The sequence below is a fragment of the Actinomycetota bacterium genome (assembly GCA_014360645.1).
In the GTDB taxonomy this organism is placed as follows: Bacteria; Actinomycetota; Geothermincolia; order Geothermincolales; family RBG-13-55-18; genus Solincola_B.
On sequence record JACIXD010000006.1, the window covers coordinates 61,850 to 78,621 of the forward strand.

Annotated in this window: 18 protein-coding genes; 1 reads left to right on the plus strand and 17 read right to left on the minus strand. The window is 64.9% G+C overall.

What is annotated here, in order from left to right:
• Positions 1 to 244 precede the first annotated feature (244 nt).
• From H5T74_06895 to H5T74_06905, 3 genes are all read right to left on the minus strand, one after another.
• Positions 245 to 805 carry a signal peptidase I gene (locus tag H5T74_06895; protein MBC7230102.1) on the minus strand — a complete coding sequence of 187 codons (561 nt, stop codon included), beginning with the start codon at positions 803 to 805 and terminating at the stop codon, positions 245 to 247.
• A 406-nt stretch (positions 806 to 1,211) separates the two neighbouring features.
• Positions 1,212 to 1,415, minus strand: coding sequence for a DUF1858 domain-containing protein (locus H5T74_06900; GenBank protein MBC7230103.1), 204 nt, complete (start codon positions 1,413 to 1,415; stop codon positions 1,212 to 1,214).
• Between the two features lie 96 nt (positions 1,416 to 1,511).
• Entirely contained in the window at positions 1,512 to 1,811 is a 300-nt protein-coding gene (locus H5T74_06905) for a hypothetical protein (protein ID MBC7230104.1), read from the minus strand.
• Between the two features lie 92 nt (positions 1,812 to 1,903).
• Here H5T74_06905 and H5T74_06910 point away from each other — a divergent pair, with 92 nt between their 5' ends.
• Positions 1,904 to 2,605, plus strand: coding sequence for a helix-turn-helix domain-containing protein (locus H5T74_06910; GenBank protein ID MBC7230105.1), 702 nt, complete (start codon positions 1,904 to 1,906; stop codon positions 2,603 to 2,605).
• Positions 2,606 to 2,708: 103 nt separating this feature from the next.
• On the opposite strand, the gene H5T74_06915 is transcribed toward H5T74_06910, so the two are convergent.
• The 14 genes from H5T74_06915 to H5T74_06980 all read right to left on the minus strand — a co-directional run bounded on the left by H5T74_06915 (position 2,709) and on the right by H5T74_06980 (position 16,709).
• Positions 2,709 to 3,116 (minus strand): hypothetical protein, encoded by a 408-nt coding sequence (locus tag H5T74_06915; GenBank protein ID MBC7230106.1) that lies wholly within the window; start codon positions 3,114 to 3,116, stop codon positions 2,709 to 2,711.
• A 344-nt stretch (positions 3,117 to 3,460) separates the two neighbouring features.
• On the minus strand, positions 3,461 to 4,510 hold the full coding sequence (locus H5T74_06920; GenBank protein ID MBC7230107.1) for a potassium channel protein: 1,050 nt from the start codon (positions 4,508 to 4,510) through the stop codon (positions 3,461 to 3,463).
• 148 nt (positions 4,511 to 4,658) lie between these two features.
• Positions 4,659 to 5,129 carry a bifunctional nuclease family protein gene (locus tag H5T74_06925; GenBank protein ID MBC7230108.1) on the minus strand — a complete coding sequence of 157 codons (471 nt, stop codon included), beginning with the start codon at positions 5,127 to 5,129 and terminating at the stop codon, positions 4,659 to 4,661.
• A gap of 95 nt (positions 5,130 to 5,224) precedes the next feature.
• Positions 5,225 to 5,785, minus strand: coding sequence for a hypoxanthine phosphoribosyltransferase (gene hpt / locus H5T74_06930; protein ID MBC7230109.1), 561 nt, complete (start codon positions 5,783 to 5,785; stop codon positions 5,225 to 5,227).
• 38 nt (positions 5,786 to 5,823) lie between these two features.
• The gene (locus H5T74_06935; GenBank protein ID MBC7230110.1) at positions 5,824 to 7,233 is read right to left on the minus strand and encodes a D-alanyl-D-alanine carboxypeptidase; all 1,410 of its coding nucleotides are present in this window, start codon (positions 7,231 to 7,233) and stop codon (positions 5,824 to 5,826) included.
• A 282-nt stretch (positions 7,234 to 7,515) separates the two neighbouring features.
• A complete protein-coding gene (gene mgtE / locus H5T74_06940) occupies positions 7,516 to 9,309 on the minus strand; it encodes a magnesium transporter (protein MBC7230111.1) in 1,794 nt (597 codons plus the stop codon).
• A 235-nt stretch (positions 9,310 to 9,544) separates the two neighbouring features.
• Complete coding sequence (locus H5T74_06945) at positions 9,545 to 10,045, minus strand: Mut7-C RNAse domain-containing protein (GenBank protein MBC7230112.1); 501 nt, start codon at positions 10,043 to 10,045, stop codon at positions 9,545 to 9,547.
• Positions 10,046 to 10,047: 2 nt separating this feature from the next.
• A complete protein-coding gene (locus H5T74_06950) occupies positions 10,048 to 10,779 on the minus strand; it encodes a MerR family transcriptional regulator (protein ID MBC7230113.1) in 732 nt (243 codons plus the stop codon).
• Positions 10,780 to 10,931: 152 nt separating this feature from the next.
• On the minus strand, positions 10,932 to 11,405 hold the full coding sequence (locus H5T74_06955) for an FHA domain-containing protein (protein MBC7230114.1): 474 nt from the start codon (positions 11,403 to 11,405) through the stop codon (positions 10,932 to 10,934).
• A 161-nt stretch (positions 11,406 to 11,566) separates the two neighbouring features.
• On the minus strand, positions 11,567 to 11,830 hold the full coding sequence (locus H5T74_06960; protein MBC7230115.1) for a hypothetical protein: 264 nt from the start codon (positions 11,828 to 11,830) through the stop codon (positions 11,567 to 11,569).
• Between the two features lie 167 nt (positions 11,831 to 11,997).
• Positions 11,998 to 12,789, minus strand: coding sequence for a lipoate--protein ligase family protein (locus H5T74_06965; GenBank protein ID MBC7230116.1), 792 nt, complete (start codon positions 12,787 to 12,789; stop codon positions 11,998 to 12,000).
• 133 nt (positions 12,790 to 12,922) lie between these two features.
• Complete coding sequence (locus H5T74_06970) at positions 12,923 to 13,411, minus strand: cysteine hydrolase (protein ID MBC7230117.1); 489 nt, start codon at positions 13,409 to 13,411, stop codon at positions 12,923 to 12,925.
• 91 nt (positions 13,412 to 13,502) lie between these two features.
• Positions 13,503 to 16,004, minus strand: coding sequence for an NTP transferase domain-containing protein (locus H5T74_06975; GenBank protein MBC7230118.1), 2,502 nt, complete (start codon positions 16,002 to 16,004; stop codon positions 13,503 to 13,505).
• Between the two features lie 21 nt (positions 16,005 to 16,025).
• Positions 16,026 to 16,709, minus strand: a complete 684-nt coding sequence (locus tag H5T74_06980) for an MBL fold metallo-hydrolase (protein MBC7230119.1) — start codon at positions 16,707 to 16,709, stop codon at positions 16,026 to 16,028.
• Positions 16,710 to 16,772 lie beyond the last annotated feature (63 nt).

The window sequence follows — 16,772 nt, forward strand, 5'->3', positions numbered from 1 at the left end:
TGCCGGTGTTGCGTTGCTCTAGCCCGTAGGAAGGCGGATCGAGCTCAAGGATGATGGAACGATGAACCGGGCGCTCGATGCGGGCAAGGAAAAAGAACGCGGCTCGCCCGCCGGGCGTCTGCCGCCGCGCGCGGGAAGGATGCCCCGTTGCGTGGCCGTCGAAGATCGGGAACCGGTGCCCATCCCGTGCCCGTGGGAAGAGACCCCGTGCGTCGGCATCCATCGCCGCACGGCAGGGGTGAGCTCAGGTCTGGGAAATGATCTCGAGGGACAGCCATCCCCTGCGCGGGCCGGAACGTTCGAGGTAGTACCGCGCCAGCATATAGAGCGCCAGTACGAGGAGGGGCGTGATCACGCAGGCGAGGTATCCAGCGGGACTGCGCAGGTAATCGATGAAGATGCCTCCCTTGGGGATGACCACCCTCACCTCACCCGTGATGTGGCTCAGAGGTACCGCGAAAGGGTCCTCCTCGGGATTGTTGTCCCCCTTGGTCACCGCGTACACGGCGCCCTTTTCCTCCTCCAGGGCGACCACCCGGTGTACGACGCTCTGTTCGAGCTCCTCTGGGTCGGGGAAGACGACCACCTCGCCCACCTGCACGTCTTTATCGGCCTTCGGGGTCACCAGCACCGCGTCCCCATCCTTGATATGCGGGTACATGGAGTTGCCCTTCACCGGGCTCAGGGGAGAGATGGTGGCCTGGGCGATGATCAAAAAGTTGCTGGCGAGGGCGAAGACGAGCATGGCCATTACCGCGGTTCCCAGCAGCCGGGAAAGCACCCTTCCGAGACCTCCTTTTCTCAACTCGACCCTCCTTAGACCGCAGGCTTCTCGCTTTACCACAAGGCGGCTGCGTCGACGGCGCCTTGAAGGCCTTCTGTCGCCGGCGTCGCTCCGCTTACGCTATCAATCGATAGCCCGCGGCCGCTCTTTCATCACCACAATGGGCCATAAGAGCGCCTTTGCGGTATGAGCTTGGACATGGCGGTGCACGCAAGGGGCGTATGGATACCCACCCGTTCCCGTGGTGAGGAAGGGGTCCATCTCCGGCAGGGCGGGTATCATGAGATGCGGAGCCACGGACAAAGACCGCCGCCTCGTGGTCGCGATCACGAGGCGGCGGTCATGCCGACGTCATGCACGATAAAGTCGAGACCTGCGTTTGGTGGCCGGCAACCGGCTCGAATATGCTCTGCGTCCGAAGCGGCCCTCAGGCCTTCTCCTCCACGGTGGAGTTCAAGTCCCTGATCAGCGCATCAACGTCGATGCCGTGGGCGAGGGCGCCCTGCTCGATGTTCTCGAAACGCGCCACCGAACAGCCGATGCAGTGCAGGCCGTGCTCCAGGAACACCCTGATGGTCTCGGGGTTCTTCTCCACCACTTCCTGTATGGTCATGTCCTTGGTAATGGCCATCTTCTCACCTCCTTGACCTTCGTTTCCATGTGCATAGTTTAAGCCCTCGAGGCCGGTATGAACAGGATGTATTTCATGCCCCTTGCGAAGTGCCCGCTATGGGGCCTGGTCCTCGAGGAGCAGGTGCAGGTCGAGAAGGTCGTCCCAGGAGAGGGGCGGCTCTCCCCTGGCCTCCTTGTACTCTATGGGAGGAGTCAGGACCACGGGCCCACTGCCGTTCATGCGCATGAAGTCCACGAAGCGCCCGTCGGCCGGATAGGCCTGCGCCTCTCCGCAGAGGCCGCAGATGAAGGTGTAGAAGGTGCCGTCGCCGTCTCCGTGCTCCACTAGGAGGATGTCCTCGAGGGACAGGTTGACCTCACCGCACCTCCAGCAGCGCGACTTTACCCGGATCATCCCCTACCTCCTTTATACATTAATTATATTATTTACTATATAAATATATTGTTATATAATATCCTCGTCAAGCTCTTTTTTGGAGGTATGCGATGACCGTCTATGGCGAACGCATCGCCGATGTCTCCACGGCCCTGGCGGACCCCACCAGGCGCGAGATCATGGATTTCGTGATACGTTCCGAGAGCCCCCTCTCGGTGCGGGAGGTGGCCAGGCATTTCGGGCTACACGACAACGCCGCTAGGTTACACCTCGACAAACTGGTGAAAGGCGGGCTGCTGCGCGTGGTGCGCAGCAGGCAGAAACGCGGCGGAAGGCCGGCGCATCTCTACCGCCCCGGAGACGGGGACTGGGAGCTGAGCGTGCCTCCACGGCAGTACCGCCTGCTGGCGGAGATCATGGTGCGTGCCGTCTCCCGCGCGGGCGGTGGCGCGTCGCGCCGCGCGGAGGAGGAGGCCTTCGCGCTGGGCCGCGAGGAAGCAGCGCGGGCGGGCTCTCCCCTCGCCCGCCTCTCGCAGGGGTGCCCGCTGTCGGCCCTCAAGGAGGCCTGGGAGGAGGAGATGCGGCGCCGTGGGATGCGCTCCCGCATCGCGGAGCTGCCGCCCGGGAACCTGGTGGTGACCTTCCTCGGCTGCCCCTTCGGGGATATCCCCGGCGAGGGACGGGATTTCGTCTGCGAGGTGCACCGGCGCCTCGAGGAGGGTTTCTTGAGCATGGCGGGAGATTACCGTCTCGAGCGCGGCGAATCCCGCTGCGCCTTCAGACTCTCGGTCCTGGATGCCTCCCGCCCCTGAGCCCCGACGCAGTGGGCGCCGCGCCTCGCTGCCGCATCCGGTTCGGCGGTGCCCCGAAGCCGGTGCGACATGCGTCCGATCCCGGCAGCCGGCTCCCGGTGCCTCAGTCCGCGCTCTCGGGAGGGCTCTCGTCAAGGCCGATATGGTATTTGAAGAGCAGGTGCTGGAAGTCCTTGCGGTAGAAGATCTTGCAGCGGATCTCCGGGTAGAGCTCCTGGAGCCTGCGGATCTTGCGGTTCTTCTTGGTCACCAGTTTCTGGTTCATGGTGGTGATCTCGATGAAGAGGTCGAACTCCGGGAGGTAGAAGTCGGGGGTGAACTTTGACACCGGGTTGCCCTTCTTGTCCCACGCGATGTCGAAACTCACCGGCTCGTAGAGCCACCTGATGTCGTAAAAATCCAGCAGACGCGCGAACTCCTGCTCGCTGCGGTGGGCGAAACGCACCTCGTCCCATCGCCTGTATTCCAGGCCGTCCAGGGATATCGCTCCTTTTCTATCCCCGGAATCCATCTTCCCCTCCTGACGTGATGCCGGCGTCACCTGCGTCCCGTTGCGCAGCGCCCTCCCCGGCCTACCGCTGCCTCGGGCGCTTCTCGCTTCCCCGCACCTCTGCCTCCCCTGTAAACAATTATTGCCAGTACATCCAACAATATACCGCCCGCGGCCCGCTATCCTCCGCACCCCGTCCGCCCTCGCCTACCGTCAGGCGCCGGATAGAGCGGACACGGCTCTCTTGAGCCGGCGCGGGGAGGGAGAGATATGTGGCGCTGAATCCGCCGGGGTGGAAGCCGGAGACGTCCTGCCCGCCGCGCGGCCTGCCCTGCCGCCCCGCAAGGCGGGGCTTTAGAGGCCGTTCAGGTGTAGCGCCCGCCCTGCGCCCAGGTCCTGGAGGTGGCCATCTCCTCCAGCCTGGCCAGCTGCTCCACGGTGCCGATGGCCACGATGAAGTCGCCGGGGTCGAGCCTGATGTCCTTGGAGGGCTTGGTGTTGAACCCCACCCCGCGTTTCTTCACCGCCAGCACCAAGGCCCCGGATTCGGAATATATCTTGGCCCCCTCGATGGTCTTGCCGTCGAGATGTGAGTTGGGCTGCACCTCCACATCGTCGATGCGCCACTCCAGGTTCTCCACGTTGAACTCTATGTACTGCCCGCGCGTGACCAGGTCGAGGTAATCCCATACCGTGGGTTTGAGGAGCATGGCGGCCATGCGCCTGCCGCCGATGGAATGCGGGGAGATGACGCGGTCCGCACCCGCCCGGCGCAGCTTGGGCTCGGACTCCTCCGCATCGCAGCGGCTGACGATGAAGAGGTGGGGACAGAGCTCGCGGGCGGTGAGGGTGATGTAGAGGTTCTCGGCGTCGCTGGAGAGCGCGCTGACCAGCCCCTTGGCGTTCTCGATCCCCGCCTCCCGTAGGGTCTCGTCCGAGGTGGCGTCGGCCCTGATGACCAGGAAACCTTGCCCCAAGGCCCTCTCCGCCGCCTGGGGATCCTTTTCTATGATCACGAAGTCGGCGCCCGCGTCCCTGAGGTCAGCGGCGATGTGCTGGCCCACCCTCCCGTAGCCGCAGAGGATGTAATGCCCCACCATCTCCTCGATCTCTTTGCGCATCCTCCTCTCCATGATCCCGCTCACGCTGTTCTCTATCATGAATTCTACCGCACTCACCAGGGTATAGCCCACGGTGCCCACCCCGATGATGATGAGGAAGAGGGTGAAGATCTCCCCTCCCGTCCCCAAGGGAAAGGTCTCGCCGTAGCCGATGGTGGTCACGGTGATGATCACCATGTAGAAAGAGTCGAGGAAGTTCTGGTGCTCGATGATCATGTAGCCCGCTGTGCCCACCACGATCACCGTTACGAGGAGCAGGAACGCCCGCTCCAGGGTCCTCAGCCTCTCCCGCAATCTTCTTCACCCCGCGCGTTCATGGGTCGCCTTGTTCCACGCAAATAGTATCGTACTCCGAGCACGCTATCCATAGCCGGCGCCGGCTTCCGCGGGCGCTGGAAAAAAAGCCCATGGGCGGGAGTCCCGCATGGAAGAGGCGGCGGGGTTACATGAAGTCCTCGGGCTTGGCGTCCTTCAGGAAGTCGCGGAAGCGCTCGATCTCGTCTTCCTCGTCGCTGTGGATGAAGACGCTCGCCTCGTTGAGCACATGCTCGTCGGAGTAGATGGAGACCCCGGTGCGCACCGCCAGGGCAATGGCGTCGCTGGGGCGGGCGTCGATGACGAAGGGCTTGCCCTCGTATTCCAGGGTGATGTCGGCGTAGAAGGTCCCTTCCCTGAGGTCGGAGATGACCACCTGCTGCATGGTGATGCCGAGCCGGTCCATGATGTTCTTCATGAGGTCATGGGTCATGGGGCGGGCCGTCTCTATGCCCTGGAGGGCGAAGGCTATGGCCGTGGCCTCGAAGGCGCCTATCCATATGGGAAGGAAGCGGTCCCCGGTCCTCTCCTTGAGGAGCACTATGGGCTGGTTGGCCGGCAGTTCAACCCTGACGCCTATCAGTTGGAGCTCCACCATCGCCATCACATCCTTAGTTTCAAGGTTAAACTATAGCACCCACTATCGCCTGTCAATGCGGTCAATACCTATTGTACCCGAGTCCCCGCGCGAGTTCACCGTATAAGGCCTTGAGACGCCGGCTCCTCCAGCACGCAGATGCAGGGGAGATTCCTCCAGCGCTGCCGGTAGTCTAGGCCGTATCCCACCAGGAACTCCTCCCCCACCTCGAATCCGCGGTGGTGGAGTTCTATGGGAGCGATGCGGCGTAGGGCGCGGTCCAGCAGGGCGCAGAGTCGTATCTCCGCCGGCTCGCGTTCCCCGAGGTTGCGCAGCACGTAGCTCAGGGTGAGGCCGGTGTCGATGATATCCTCGACCAGCAGGACGCGGCGGCGGTAGATGCTCTGAGAGAGGTCCTGCAGTATGCGTACCCCCCGCGGACGCTCGCCGGCGTGGTGGTAGCTGGAGATGGCCATGAAATCCAGCCTGAGGTCCAGGTCCAGGTGCCTCACGAGGTCGGCCAGGAAGACGAATCCCCCTTTGAGCACGCTCACCACCGTCACCTCCACGACCCCCCGGTCTCGGTAATAGGCGGTGATCTCACCACCGAGCTCACGCACGCGGCGGGCTATCTCCTCCTCTCCGAACAGCACCCGTCCCGGCCTCGTCTGAGCCATGCGGAGACACCTCCCACCCTTCTACGCAGCCGCCTTCCTCACCAGCCGGGCACCAGCCACCTTATCCATTCCAACAGGCGCGCGAAGACTGCGGCGATAAAGGCGAAGAAGCGCACCAGGAAAGACGGCCGGTTGCGGTAAACGTCGCTCACCAGGGATACCCTGTTCACACCCTCGCCATCATCGCCCAACGACAGGTAGCCGACCTCCTGGCCGGCGGCCACGGGATAGGGAACCCACTCGAACCACGCGAGGTCGGCCTCGCGGTATGCGTCCAGCCTATCCCGGCGTACGGTGAACACGAGGTCACGAGATCCCACGGCATGGACGTTGCGGCGTGGAAAATCCCCCACCTCCACCTCCGCCAGTGGCTGGCCGGCGTACGCGTATTCCACGCGCGCGAAGTCGTTGAAACCGTATTCCATGAGCGCGATGGTCTGGTCCCAGTAGCTCTCCCCGCCGTTGAGGATGACCGAGATGAGCTCGCGCCCGTCTTTCTCCGCCGAGGCCACCAGGCACTTGCCCGCCTTGGCGGTGTAGCCGGTCTTGATGCCCGTGGCGTAGGGGTAGAGCTTGAGCAATTTGTTGTGGTTCTCGAAGACGCGGGGACCGGGATGGCCGGGCCACGGCAACTGGAACGTTCTGGTGGAAACGATCTTTCTGAACTCCGGGTTGCGCATGGCGGCTGCGGCGAGGTTGGCCAGGTCGCGCGCGGAGGTGTGATGTCCCGCGGCGTCCAGGCCGTGGGGGTTGCTGAAATGGGTGTTTGCGAGTCCGAGATCGGCCGCCTTCTCGTTCATCAGGCCCACGAAGGCCTCCTGCGAGCCTGCGACGTGTTCCGCCAGGGCGGCGGCGGCGTCGTTGGCCGACTGCACCAGCACCGCGTAGGTGAGCTGTTCCACGGTGAGGGTCTCGCCTTTCTCCAGCCAGGCGGAGGACTCCCCCACAGCGCTGGCGGTCTCGCTGACGGTCACCGTATCGCCGGGGGAGGCCCTCTCCAGGGCGAGCAGTGCGGTCATGATCTTGGTGGTAGAGGCCATGGGCAGGGACTGGTCCGCGTTCTTGAGGTAGAGCATGTCCCCGGTGCCGGGATCGAGCAAAGCCGCGGCGGCCGCGGGGATATCGGGAGCGGAAATGGTCCCTTCCGGCCTGGCCATCTCCTCCAGGGTCGAGAGGTTGGAGGCTGGTAGGCGCGCGGAGATGTATGTCTGCTCGCCGCCCCCCGAGGCGAGCGCCGATGCCGCGGCGGCGAGGAAGAGGAGGAGGAAGGAGAGGCCGCACAGGGAGACGGCCATGCGGCGGCGGCGCATGGCCGCCCTTCTCTCCCGCCGCCTGCGGGCGCGCAGCTCCCTGATCCTCCGCTCCGCGAGGCGGCGCCTTTCCTCCTGGGAGAGGCGCTCGCGAGCCTCGGGTGTGTCCGTGCGGCCGTGGTTCTCGCTGTTATCCATCAAGGAGGAGTTTAGCAGAAGGGTCAGTGGTGTAAAAAGCGCGTTCGGGTTTTACGGCGGCGCCGCTCTCCGGAGCTTCGCATCCCAATGACGCCGCGGTCCCGGGTAGTTAACGGGGGCAGCTGGAGGTTTCGCTTCCTCCCCGCCCTCGCGTGCCCGCTGCTCCGCGCACCTGCCGGGGGTTCGGCGGGTATGCCGCACGGGATTCCACGGAATTTCGGGTATCGCCCCTGCGGCGTTCGCCGCTTCATGCGCGGGGGCACGTACGGCGACAAGGCACGCTCAAAGGATCGCCGCGGCGATGCCCAGGTATACGGCGAGGGCGGCCAGGCTCACGAAGAACGAGGAGAAGCGGGCCTGGGTGTACCTGAACTCGCCCCTTATGCTCCGGGTCGCGATGGGGATGGCGATGCCCAAGGCCGCCCCCAGGCAGACGGAGGCTAAAAGGGAGAGCCCTACCGCGAGTCCCAGGCGCGTCCGGCCTTCCCAGAGCCCGGAGAGCGTCCCGCCCAGCAGGGCGATCCCCAGGGAGATGAGCGCCACCACCCTCATCTCACGCCAGGTGATGAGGGAGATATCCCGTAGTCCCAGCTCCTTGCCCCCGATCTCCTCCAGGACCACGGCATGGGAGACGACGCTCATGTCCTGCGCCGCCCTCAGCACCAGGGGGATGAAGAAGGAGAGGGTGATGAGGGGGAGGACGGACTCGCGGAAGGCGGCGAGTAACAAGGCCGCCGCCAGTCCGCCCAGGAGCGCCACCACGATGGACGGCAGGCGGCTGCGCAGGGACGGAGCTGCGCCGGACTCCGCAAGCTCCAGGCCCCCCAGGTGAGAGATGTCCTCGCGTGCCTCCTCCCTGATCACGTCGATCATGTCGTCCACGGTGATGATCCCCTTGAGCACGTTGTCGTCGTCCACCACCGGCAAGGCCAGGAAGTTGTAACGGCTCATCACGTCCGCCACCGTCTCCTGGTCGTCGTTGACGTTCACGGAGACGACGTCTCGATACATGAAGTCCTCCACGCGCCGGTCCCGGGGCACGGTCAGGAGGTCGCGCAGGGAGACCACTCCCTTGAGCCGCCCCTCGTCGTCCTTTACGTAGACGTAATACAGGGTCTCGGCGTCGGGAGCGTTCTCGCGCAGGTAGGCCATGGTATCGGCAGCGCTGAAATGGCTGGGCACGGCCAGGAATTCGGGTGTCATCCTCCCCCCCGCGGTGTCCTCGCGGTACCCGAGGAGCTCCCTGATGGTCTCCGCCTCCTCCACCCCCATGATGTTCAGCAGCCGCTCGGCCTTGTCCCTGGGGAGGGCGGCGAGTATGTCCGCGGCCTCATCCGGGGGCATCACCTCTAGGAGGTTCGAGGCCCTGGCCTCCGTGAGGTTCTCGATGACGTCCGCCTGCATGGCCGGCTCAACCTCGGAAAGGGATTCCGCCGCCGTGATGGTTCCCAAGAGGTCCAGGAGGCGCTCGCGGTGTTCCGGGTCAAGCTGTTCTATGATGTCCGCGATGTCGGTGGGATGCAGCTCGAGGAGCTGTCTCTGGGTCAGGGTGAGCCTGAGGTCCGGAGAGCGGAGCTCCAGGGGCGCCACGAAGGCCCAGGGTATGGTGTTCTCGGCGAGGTCCACCCCCACCGCCCTCAGCAGCGTCCCCAGGGTCTTTTCCAGTCCCAGGCGGCGCAGCAGGGCCTTCAGGCTCACGTCGACGCCGGTGAGGCGCAGGCGGTGATCGAACTCCGCCAGCCGCAGATCGTTCACCCGAACCACCTTGTTGCCGTGCAGGTCCACGATCTGACGGTCAAGCAGGTGACGCCCCAGGAGAAGGCCCGAGGGCTCCAACCCGCTCTTCCACACCTCCTCGCAGTCGCGTCCCAGGCGGACTAAGCCGGGCGCCAGGGAAGCGACCCAGCTCCAGGGCACGGTGGCCGTCTCTCTCCTCCCCCGGCGTGAACGCGATATCATCAGGAAAGAGCTCTGGGGAAGGCCGCCGTTCACGCTCATGGCGATATCGTGGACCCTGCCCACCGGGCGGCCGGCGCGGTCCTCGACCTTTCCCTCCTGGAGCTGGGAGAAGAACATCGTCCATCGCTCCCGTGGCGGATCTTTCCCCTGCGGTCACCGGCGCTTTGCCTGGAGCTCCTGCGCATGCCCGCCCGGGAGCGGGGCCCACCGGGCGGTGCGCGGCGGTCACGCATGCGTGCCGCCTTTCCCGAAAGCGGCCCTGCCTCTCCTCGCTTCTCCGCCGCGTTTTCCATGCCGGTATAGGGCACGGATACGGGGTACACGGGGTGAGAGAGTGCCGCCCCCATGCATTCTATGCGCCCTCTTCCGGGGGTGTCAAACCGCCGCTCCCGCGCGAGATGGCGGCGTGAAAGGATTCCCAGTGGCTGCCCTCCCAGAGCACGGCGTTGCAGACGGCGCACAGCGCGAAGCGCACCTGCACCGCCAGCACGAAAGGCGGTACCAGGTGCCTCGCCTCCTCCGAGGAGATCTCTTCCAGGCGGGAGTTGCATTCGCAGCAGCGAGGCGGGAAGCGCCCGCCCAGCCAGCCCTCGGAGTACAGCTGCGCCACCTGCTCCAGCACCGAGGAGGAGGCGATCTCCACCACCACCGGCTTCCCCCCTGACGCCCGTTCGAGTATTCCCCGGTCCCGCGTGAGCAGGACCCGGCCTTCGGCGCGCGCCGCCGCAATGAGGGCGGTGTCGGTAGATGGAGGGGGATAGGAGACGTCGTATCCGAGGAAACGTAGGTAACGCGCCAGCCTGCCCAGCATGCGGTCGGCCAGGAAGCGCGTCTCCCTACTCGGCCCTGCCACCTTCAGAAAGGCACGGGCTGGCCGGCCTTGACGAAATATTCCTTGACCCGGTTCTTCAGCAGCAGGTCCTTGAGTTCGCGCGATAGGTTCACCAGTTGGAGCAGGTTGTCCAGGGCGCGGCGCCTGGCCTCGGGGTCCTTGGACATCAGCGCCGGGGTGATGATCTGCTCGAAGGCCATGGCCTCGCGGTCGGTGAGGTTCTCGTACATACGCATGTGGCGCGGCTCAAGTCCGTAGCGCGAGAACTCCCGCGCTATGCGCAGGATCTTCACGTCCTCCTTGTCGAAGTAGGGGCCGTTGTCGCCCTGTCGAGCCCTGACGAGGCCGAATTCCTCCAGGGTGGATATGAAGGAGGGGCTGACCTCCAGGGCTGCGGGCGCCTCTTCCCTGAGCAGCACCGTGTCGTCGTATGCCGCCAGATCCTCTCCTATCTCCAGGGAGCCGGCCATGCCCGGCACCAGGTCTCCCGCGCGAGCCCTGCCGCTCTCCAGCTCGTTGATCTTCTCCCTGATAACCTTCAGGGGGAGATACTTCTCGCGCTGGAGCTTGAGGATGAACCTGAGCCGCTGCGCGTCCGCCTGGCTGAACTTGCGGTACCCCGAGGGAGTGCGTTCCGGCGACAGCAGGCCCTCGCTCTCCAGGAACCTGATCTTGGAGATGGTCAGGTCAGGGAACTCTCCCTTGAGGGACTTGAGCAGGTCCCCGATGCTCATCTTCTCCTTGCCGGTCTCCATGACTCCTTGCCGCCCCCGTCCATCTCTGCCTTTTTACTCCAGGTCGACCTCTCCTTGAGGCTCAACTCCAGACCGCCATCCCCTGCGACCACGGCTTCTCCTGTCCCTCACGAATCCCGGACCCGCGGACCGGAAATCGGCTCCTTCCGGGGTCAGTCCGGAGCCGCGAAGAAGAGGAGCCGGTATTTCCCGATCTGTATCTCGTCGCCGCTCTGGAGCACGGCGGATTCGATGCGCTCCCGGTTGAGATAGGTGCCGTTCAGGGAACCGGTATCCATGAGGGTGAAGGAGGAAGCCTCGCGGCGTATCTCCGCGTGCTTGCGGGACACGGTTATGTCGTCGAGGAAGATATCGCTCTCGGGATGCCTGCCGATGGACACCAGGTCGTGGTCAAGGGTGAAGGTCATGCCGGCATCCGGGCCTTTCTTTATCACCAGTATGGCCGTGCCGCTCTTCAGGGCCTCCGCGGGAAGCGAGACCTCGACCTCTTCCTCCACCTCGCTCTCCACGGGAGGAAGGCCGATGGTGCTTTCGCCGCCCTCGCCCTGCGGCTCTATCCTGGCGCCGCAACGGGCACAGTAGAGGCTCCCGTCCGGGTTCTCGTGCCCGCAGAGATTGCAGAACAAATGCCCTTACCTCCTCTCTGGGCGCGCACCCCGCCGCCGACAAGCCGGATCTTCGCGGCGGCCCGCGCCTCCGGTACCGCACCGGATTCCCCGCAACCAACCTTTATTATGCGTGCAGGTAAACATAAATGAAAGCCTTACCATTAATGCATCTCGTTTGCTCAGTCGACGGTGGGGTCGTTGCGCCGCGCGCCCATCGCCTCCCCGGCAAGTATCTCCGTGAGGCGGCTGATCTCCTCGTCGCTGATGAGGGTCTTCCCCTCCGCGATGCCGGCCTTCTTGCGCCTGACCAGCTCGGCCCGCAGGATATCGATCTTGCCGTGCAGTATCCTCCTCTGGTAGGAGATCCTGCTCTCCTCCTTCAACAGCTCCTGCAGGATCGTCCTCAGTTCCTCGTCGCTCTTGCTGGTGTAATCGATATACACCTCGTGGGGAGGAACTCCCGGAGGTTGTTTGCCTTCCCCGCTCATCCACGACCCTCCTTAAGATGGAACGTAGCTCACATCGATTTTACCAGAATAGACTCTTTTGCTCTATGGACGCTTTTGGCCTAAGCGCGTGTTCGCTTCAGGGTCGCCGGACCACGTCCCCCTCACGCGTCCGCCGGCACGGGTGCGGGAAGGGGGCGCGAATCGGCGTTGAGGAGCCATTCCCGCGATCTGTAGGCATCCTCCAGCCTGCGCCAGAGCCCTCTCTCCCACTGCGTGAGCTCGCCTTCCGCGATCTCTACCTCAAAGGCCTCCTGGAAGCCGCGCAGGAAGGCGCATCCCAGCTCTTCCCAGCTCGCGCGGCACCCCGCCTCCTCCAGGGTCGCGCAGCGGCGCCGGTAGTCGTGGAGCGCCGTCGCGCGCTCTTCACGCGAGGGAAAGGAGAGGACGCGGAACTGGGTCTCCGCGCGGTCGGATAGAAAGAGGGAGCCGTGCTGCAGGATGGCGCCACTGCGCCTCACCTGCGCGCTGCCGCAGAGTTTGCGACCCTCCCACACCAGGTCCGCCCTGGTGGTGGCGGCAAAGCACGCTCCTCCCGAGACGCGGTAGTCTTCGCCGTTCCGGGATTGCACGTATGCCTCCACCCCCACTTCGCGCAGCGCGGCGATGATGCCACTGCAGATGACCAGGTAGGCGGCCACCACGCTGCGCGGCAGCTCCCAGCTCCCGGGAAGCACGATGCTGTAGGTAAAATCGTCCATGTGGAGGATGCTCTTGCCCCCCGTGGGCCTCCGCACCACCCCGATCCCCTCCTCCTCGCACGCCGTAAGGTCCACCTCGCGCACGGGCTGGAAGCGTCCGATGGAGAGCGCGGGTGGGGACCAGCGGTAGAAGCGTAGGGTGGGCATGAAGCCCTCTCGCGCCGCGGATGCGAGCAGGGCGTGATCAAGGGCCATGTTGGAGGCCCCGCTCGCGGGTGGCGTCAATATGAGCCGCCAGCGCGCTTCGCGCGTCCCCTTCATCCCTTTCTCCGGTATGGCGTTCCCGCGAAATCCCATTCCGCGCGGCAAGTCGGCGCCGCATGCCGGCCTACAGAAGCTCCGCCTGCAGCACTTCCTCCAGTTGCCGGAAGATGAAGCGGTCGGTCTCCTCGCTCAGTGAGGCCACAGCGTCCCTGAAGACCTTGACCGTGTAGTTGCGCATGGAGGCGTCCAGGGCGGTGGCGTAGACGCAGATGTTGGTGAGAACGCCCGTCAGGTAGAGGTTCCTCACCCCCATCTCCCTGAGGTAATTATCGAGGTCGGTGCCGAAAAAGGCGCTGTATCTCCGCTTGGGCACCATGTAGTCGCCGGGATGGGGAGCCAGCTCGTCCACCACCTGAGCTCCCCAGGTACCGCTCACTGCATGGGGTGGCCAGTATTTGAACTCGTGGTCGTCATCGCGGTGGCTGTCGGTCACGTAGATGACGGGCACGCCCTGGCGGCGCGCCTCGGCGATGATTTCCGCGATGCGCGGCACGATACGCCGGGCGCCAGGCACCACCAGCGCTCCCTCATCCGCGACGAAATCGTTGAGCATGTCGATGACCAGCAGAGCGCTCTCCGCCTCGAATTCCACTTCTTCCTCCTTTTACTTTCCCTCCGCGGTTCGCTACCGGCCCACGCTCACCTCATCCGGCGGTCATGTCCATGATCCTTTTGACGTATTCCCCGATGATGCGCGCGGCGCGCGTATCGTCCTCAGCCTCGCAAATGAGATGGAGGGAGGGCTCGTCCGGGTCGGGCAGGATGAGGATCCATGCCCCGCCGTCGAGGTTGACCTTCACGCCGTCCACCAGCTCCAGCCTCCCGCCGTCCCCCTCATCCTCCACCAGCCGGCGCATGATCATCCCCTTCTGGTCCCAGGAGGCGGGGATCTCCTCCGAGAGCAGGTGCACCGGAGGGAGCTCGTCCACCAGCTCGGAAAGAGGCCTGCCGTAGGCGCAGAGTCTGTCAAGGAGGATGGCCGTGCTTGCCATGGCGTCGTAGGTGGGCAGGAAGGACGGGAAGATGAAGCCCCCGCTCCCCGCCCCCGCGAAGACCACCCCTCCGTCGAGGGAGGCGCGCATGAGCTCGCTGCGGCTCACCTTGGTGCGCACCACCTCGTTGCCGTATGCCTCCGCGATGTCCTCCACCCGGGAGGTCATGCTCACCGGCACCGCTATCTTTCCCTTGCGGCCCGTCTCCGACAGCAGCTTCACGAAGAGCAGCAGGGTCGATTGTGGCGGGACCTGCCTGCCCCGGCCGTCGAGGAGATAGAGCCTTTCCCCCGCGTTGTCCAGCATGATGCCGAGCTCCGCCTCGGAGGTCTTCACCAGCTGCGAGAGGTTGCGCAGGGAAGAGGAAAGCTCCTCCTGGCTGAGGGTGACTTTTTTCTCGTCGGTGAAGGCGTTCAGCCCCAGGACGTCGCATCCCATCCTGCCCAGGATGGAGGGCAGCACGGCGCTGCAGCTCCCGTAGGCGTAGTCCACCACCAGGCGGAAGCGCCGCCTGCGCAGGGACTCCAGGTCCACCTGCGCCAGGAGGGAGTTGGCGTACATCTCCAGGACGCGTGGCGGGAAGATGATGGCCCCGATCTCGTCCACGAAGGCGCGGCGAAAATTGGCCTGGTAGAACACCTTTTCGATGTCCCGCTGTTTGCCCTCGGAGATGTCGATGCCCTCCTCGTCGAAGAAGCGGATCTCGATGGACTGGGGGTCGAAGGCGGAGATGCGCACGTCCACCCCTCCCACTGCGCGCTCCGCCTTGATGGCGAAACGGTTCACCGGCGAGGGAGAGATCTCGAGGTCGGAGACGTTGATGCCCGCCGAGTTCAGGCCGGTTATCACCGCCCTCTTGATGGTACGCGCGGAGCGGGAGGCGTCGCGAGAGGTGACCACCGTGGTGCCCATGGGAAGCCCCGAGCCGTAGGCCATGGCGATACGCAGGGCCTGTTCGGGGGTGATGTCGATGTTCATGATCCCGGAGACCGCGCGTTTGCCGAAGAGGGTGCGCAGGCCCTTGGATTCCCAGATGATGCTGGTGTTCACCGTGGCCCCCGCCTCCACCGTCTTGAAGGGATATATCTTCACGTCGTGGTTCACCAGCACGTTCTCGCCGATGAGGCACTCGTCCCCTATCACCACCCCCTCCTCCAGGCGCACGTTCCCTTTGAGGTCGCAGTTCTTTCCCACCACGCACCCCCGGAGGTGGCAGCCGTTGCCCACATAGGAGTTGTCGTAGATGATGGCGCGGTGTACGAAGCTCTCGCCCTTCACGGCGACGTTGTGCCCCAGGACGCTGTATTCACGCACCACCGCACCCCTCTCTACCTTGCAGTGGTCGCCCAGCACCGCGGGACCCCTGATCTCGGCGCCCTCCTCGATGTCCACCCCCTCGCCCACCCAGATGTTCTCGGCCACACGGAATCCCGGAGGGTCGATGTTCACCCTACGGTCCAGGATATCGCGATGTGCGGCGATGTACTGCTCGAAGTTGCCGATGTCGCACCAGTAGCCGTCCGCCACGTAGCCATAGAGCGGAAATCCCTTTTCCAGCAGCCGGGGGAAGAGGTCCTTGGAGAAGTCGAAGGGCTGGCCTTCGGGTATGAGATCCAGCACCTCGGGCTCCAGGACGTAGATACCGGTGTTGATGGTGTCGCTGAACACCTGGCCCCAGTTGGGCTTCTCCAGGAAACGTTCAATGCGCCCCTCCGGGTCGGTGACCACGATGCCGAACTCCAGGGGATTCTCCACCCGGATGAGGGTGAGGGTGGCCGCGGCTCCCACGCGGCGGTGGAATTCGACCGCCCGGTTGAGGTCGATGTCCGTGAGGGCGTCGCCGCTGATGACCACGAAGGTGTCATCCAGAAACGCCGAGGAGTTCTTCACGCTTCCCGCCGTCCCCAGAGGGGTCGACTCGGTGGAATAGCGCATGGCCACGCCCCATTCCTCTCCGTCACCGAAGTAGTTGCTGATGAGGGTGGGGAGGAACTGCAGGGTCACCACGGCCTCGCTGAAACCGCAGCGTCGGAGCAGGTTCACGATATGCTCCATCATGGGCCGGTTGACCACCGGGAGCATGGGCTTGGGTTGGTTGCTGGTGAGGGGGCGCAACCTGGTGCCCTGCCCGCCCGCCATGATCACCGCCTTCATTCCGCAGCCTCCCTTGTCAGGTCAGGAGACGAAATCCATCACCAGCACCAGGGTCGGCTCGGGGAGCTCTCCCGGCGCCACGAACACGGGGGACTTCCCCGCCCTCTCCACGCGCGAGAACCGCGCCGTGAAGGGCTCCTCGGTGAGGATGGGGAACGAGCAACCGGAGTTGCGGTAATGCATGGGGACCGCCACCCGCGGAGCCAGTTCCTGCACCAGGGAAGCGGCCTGGGCGTCGTCGATGGTGAAGGTGCCTCCCACGGGCACGAACAGGACGTCCGCGCCCCGCAGGCGCGAGGCGAGGTCGGGTTCGAGGGAGTGTCCGAGGTCCCCGAGGTGTACGAAGGTCAGCCCCTGCATCTCCCAGCGGAAAACTATATTGCTCCCGCGTTCCCTGCCCCCGCTGGCGTCGTGATAGGTGGGGAAGCCGGTGATGCGTATCCCGTTCACCTCCCGCTCGCCGGGCTCCCTTATCACCGCGGGGGAGCCTTTTACCAGGGCGACGTTGCCGTGGTCGAAGTGGTCGTGGCTCACCAGCACCAGGTCCGCCTCCACGTCGGGAAGGGAGTATCCCACCCCCTCGCCGTAGGGATCCGTCACCAGGCGGTTCCCCGCCCCGTCCTCGAGCTTGAACATGGCGTGCCCCAGCCAGGTCACGCGCACCGCTTCAGCGAGCGGCCTCTCGGCGGTGAAGTCGACGGTCATCTTCTCCTCCTTGAGCGATGTACGGCTGAACGGCCGGCGCGTGTCCCCCGGGCGGTCGCCGCC

Excerpts from the sequence above, each read along its gene's own strand:
- hpt (MBC7230109.1), bottom strand. The coding sequence starts at position 5,785 with ATGGCTCAGACGAGGCCGGGACGGGTGCTGTTCGGAGAGGAGGAGATA.
- H5T74_06975 (MBC7230118.1), bottom strand. The coding sequence starts at position 16,004 with ATGAAGGCGGTGATCATGGCGGGCGGGCAGGGCACCAGGTTGCGCCCC.
- H5T74_06915 (MBC7230106.1), bottom strand. The coding sequence starts at position 3,116 with ATGGATTCCGGGGATAGAAAAGGAGCGATATCCCTGGACGGCCTGGAA.
- H5T74_06910 (MBC7230105.1), top strand. The coding sequence starts at position 1,904 with ATGACCGTCTATGGCGAACGCATCGCCGATGTCTCCACGGCCCTGGCG.
- H5T74_06925 (MBC7230108.1), bottom strand. The coding sequence starts at position 5,129 with ATGGTGGAGCTCCAACTGATAGGCGTCAGGGTTGAACTGCCGGCCAAC.
- H5T74_06980 (MBC7230119.1), bottom strand. The coding sequence starts at position 16,709 with ATGACCGTCGACTTCACCGCCGAGAGGCCGCTCGCTGAAGCGGTGCGC.
- mgtE (MBC7230111.1), bottom strand. The coding sequence starts at position 9,309 with ATGTTCTTCTCCCAGCTCCAGGAGGGAAAGGTCGAGGACCGCGCCGGC.
- H5T74_06935 (MBC7230110.1), bottom strand. The coding sequence starts at position 7,233 with ATGGATAACAGCGAGAACCACGGCCGCACGGACACACCCGAGGCTCGC.
- H5T74_06970 (MBC7230117.1), bottom strand. The coding sequence starts at position 13,411 with ATGCTCAACGATTTCGTCGCGGATGAGGGAGCGCTGGTGGTGCCTGGC.
- H5T74_06905 (MBC7230104.1), bottom strand. The coding sequence starts at position 1,811 with ATGATCCGGGTAAAGTCGCGCTGCTGGAGGTGCGGTGAGGTCAACCTG.
- H5T74_06965 (MBC7230116.1), bottom strand. The coding sequence starts at position 12,789 with ATGGCCCTTGATCACGCCCTGCTCGCATCCGCGGCGCGAGAGGGCTTC.
- H5T74_06950 (MBC7230113.1), bottom strand. The coding sequence starts at position 10,779 with ATGGAGACCGGCAAGGAGAAGATGAGCATCGGGGACCTGCTCAAGTCC.
- H5T74_06900 (MBC7230103.1), bottom strand. The coding sequence starts at position 1,415 with ATGGCCATTACCAAGGACATGACCATACAGGAAGTGGTGGAGAAGAAC.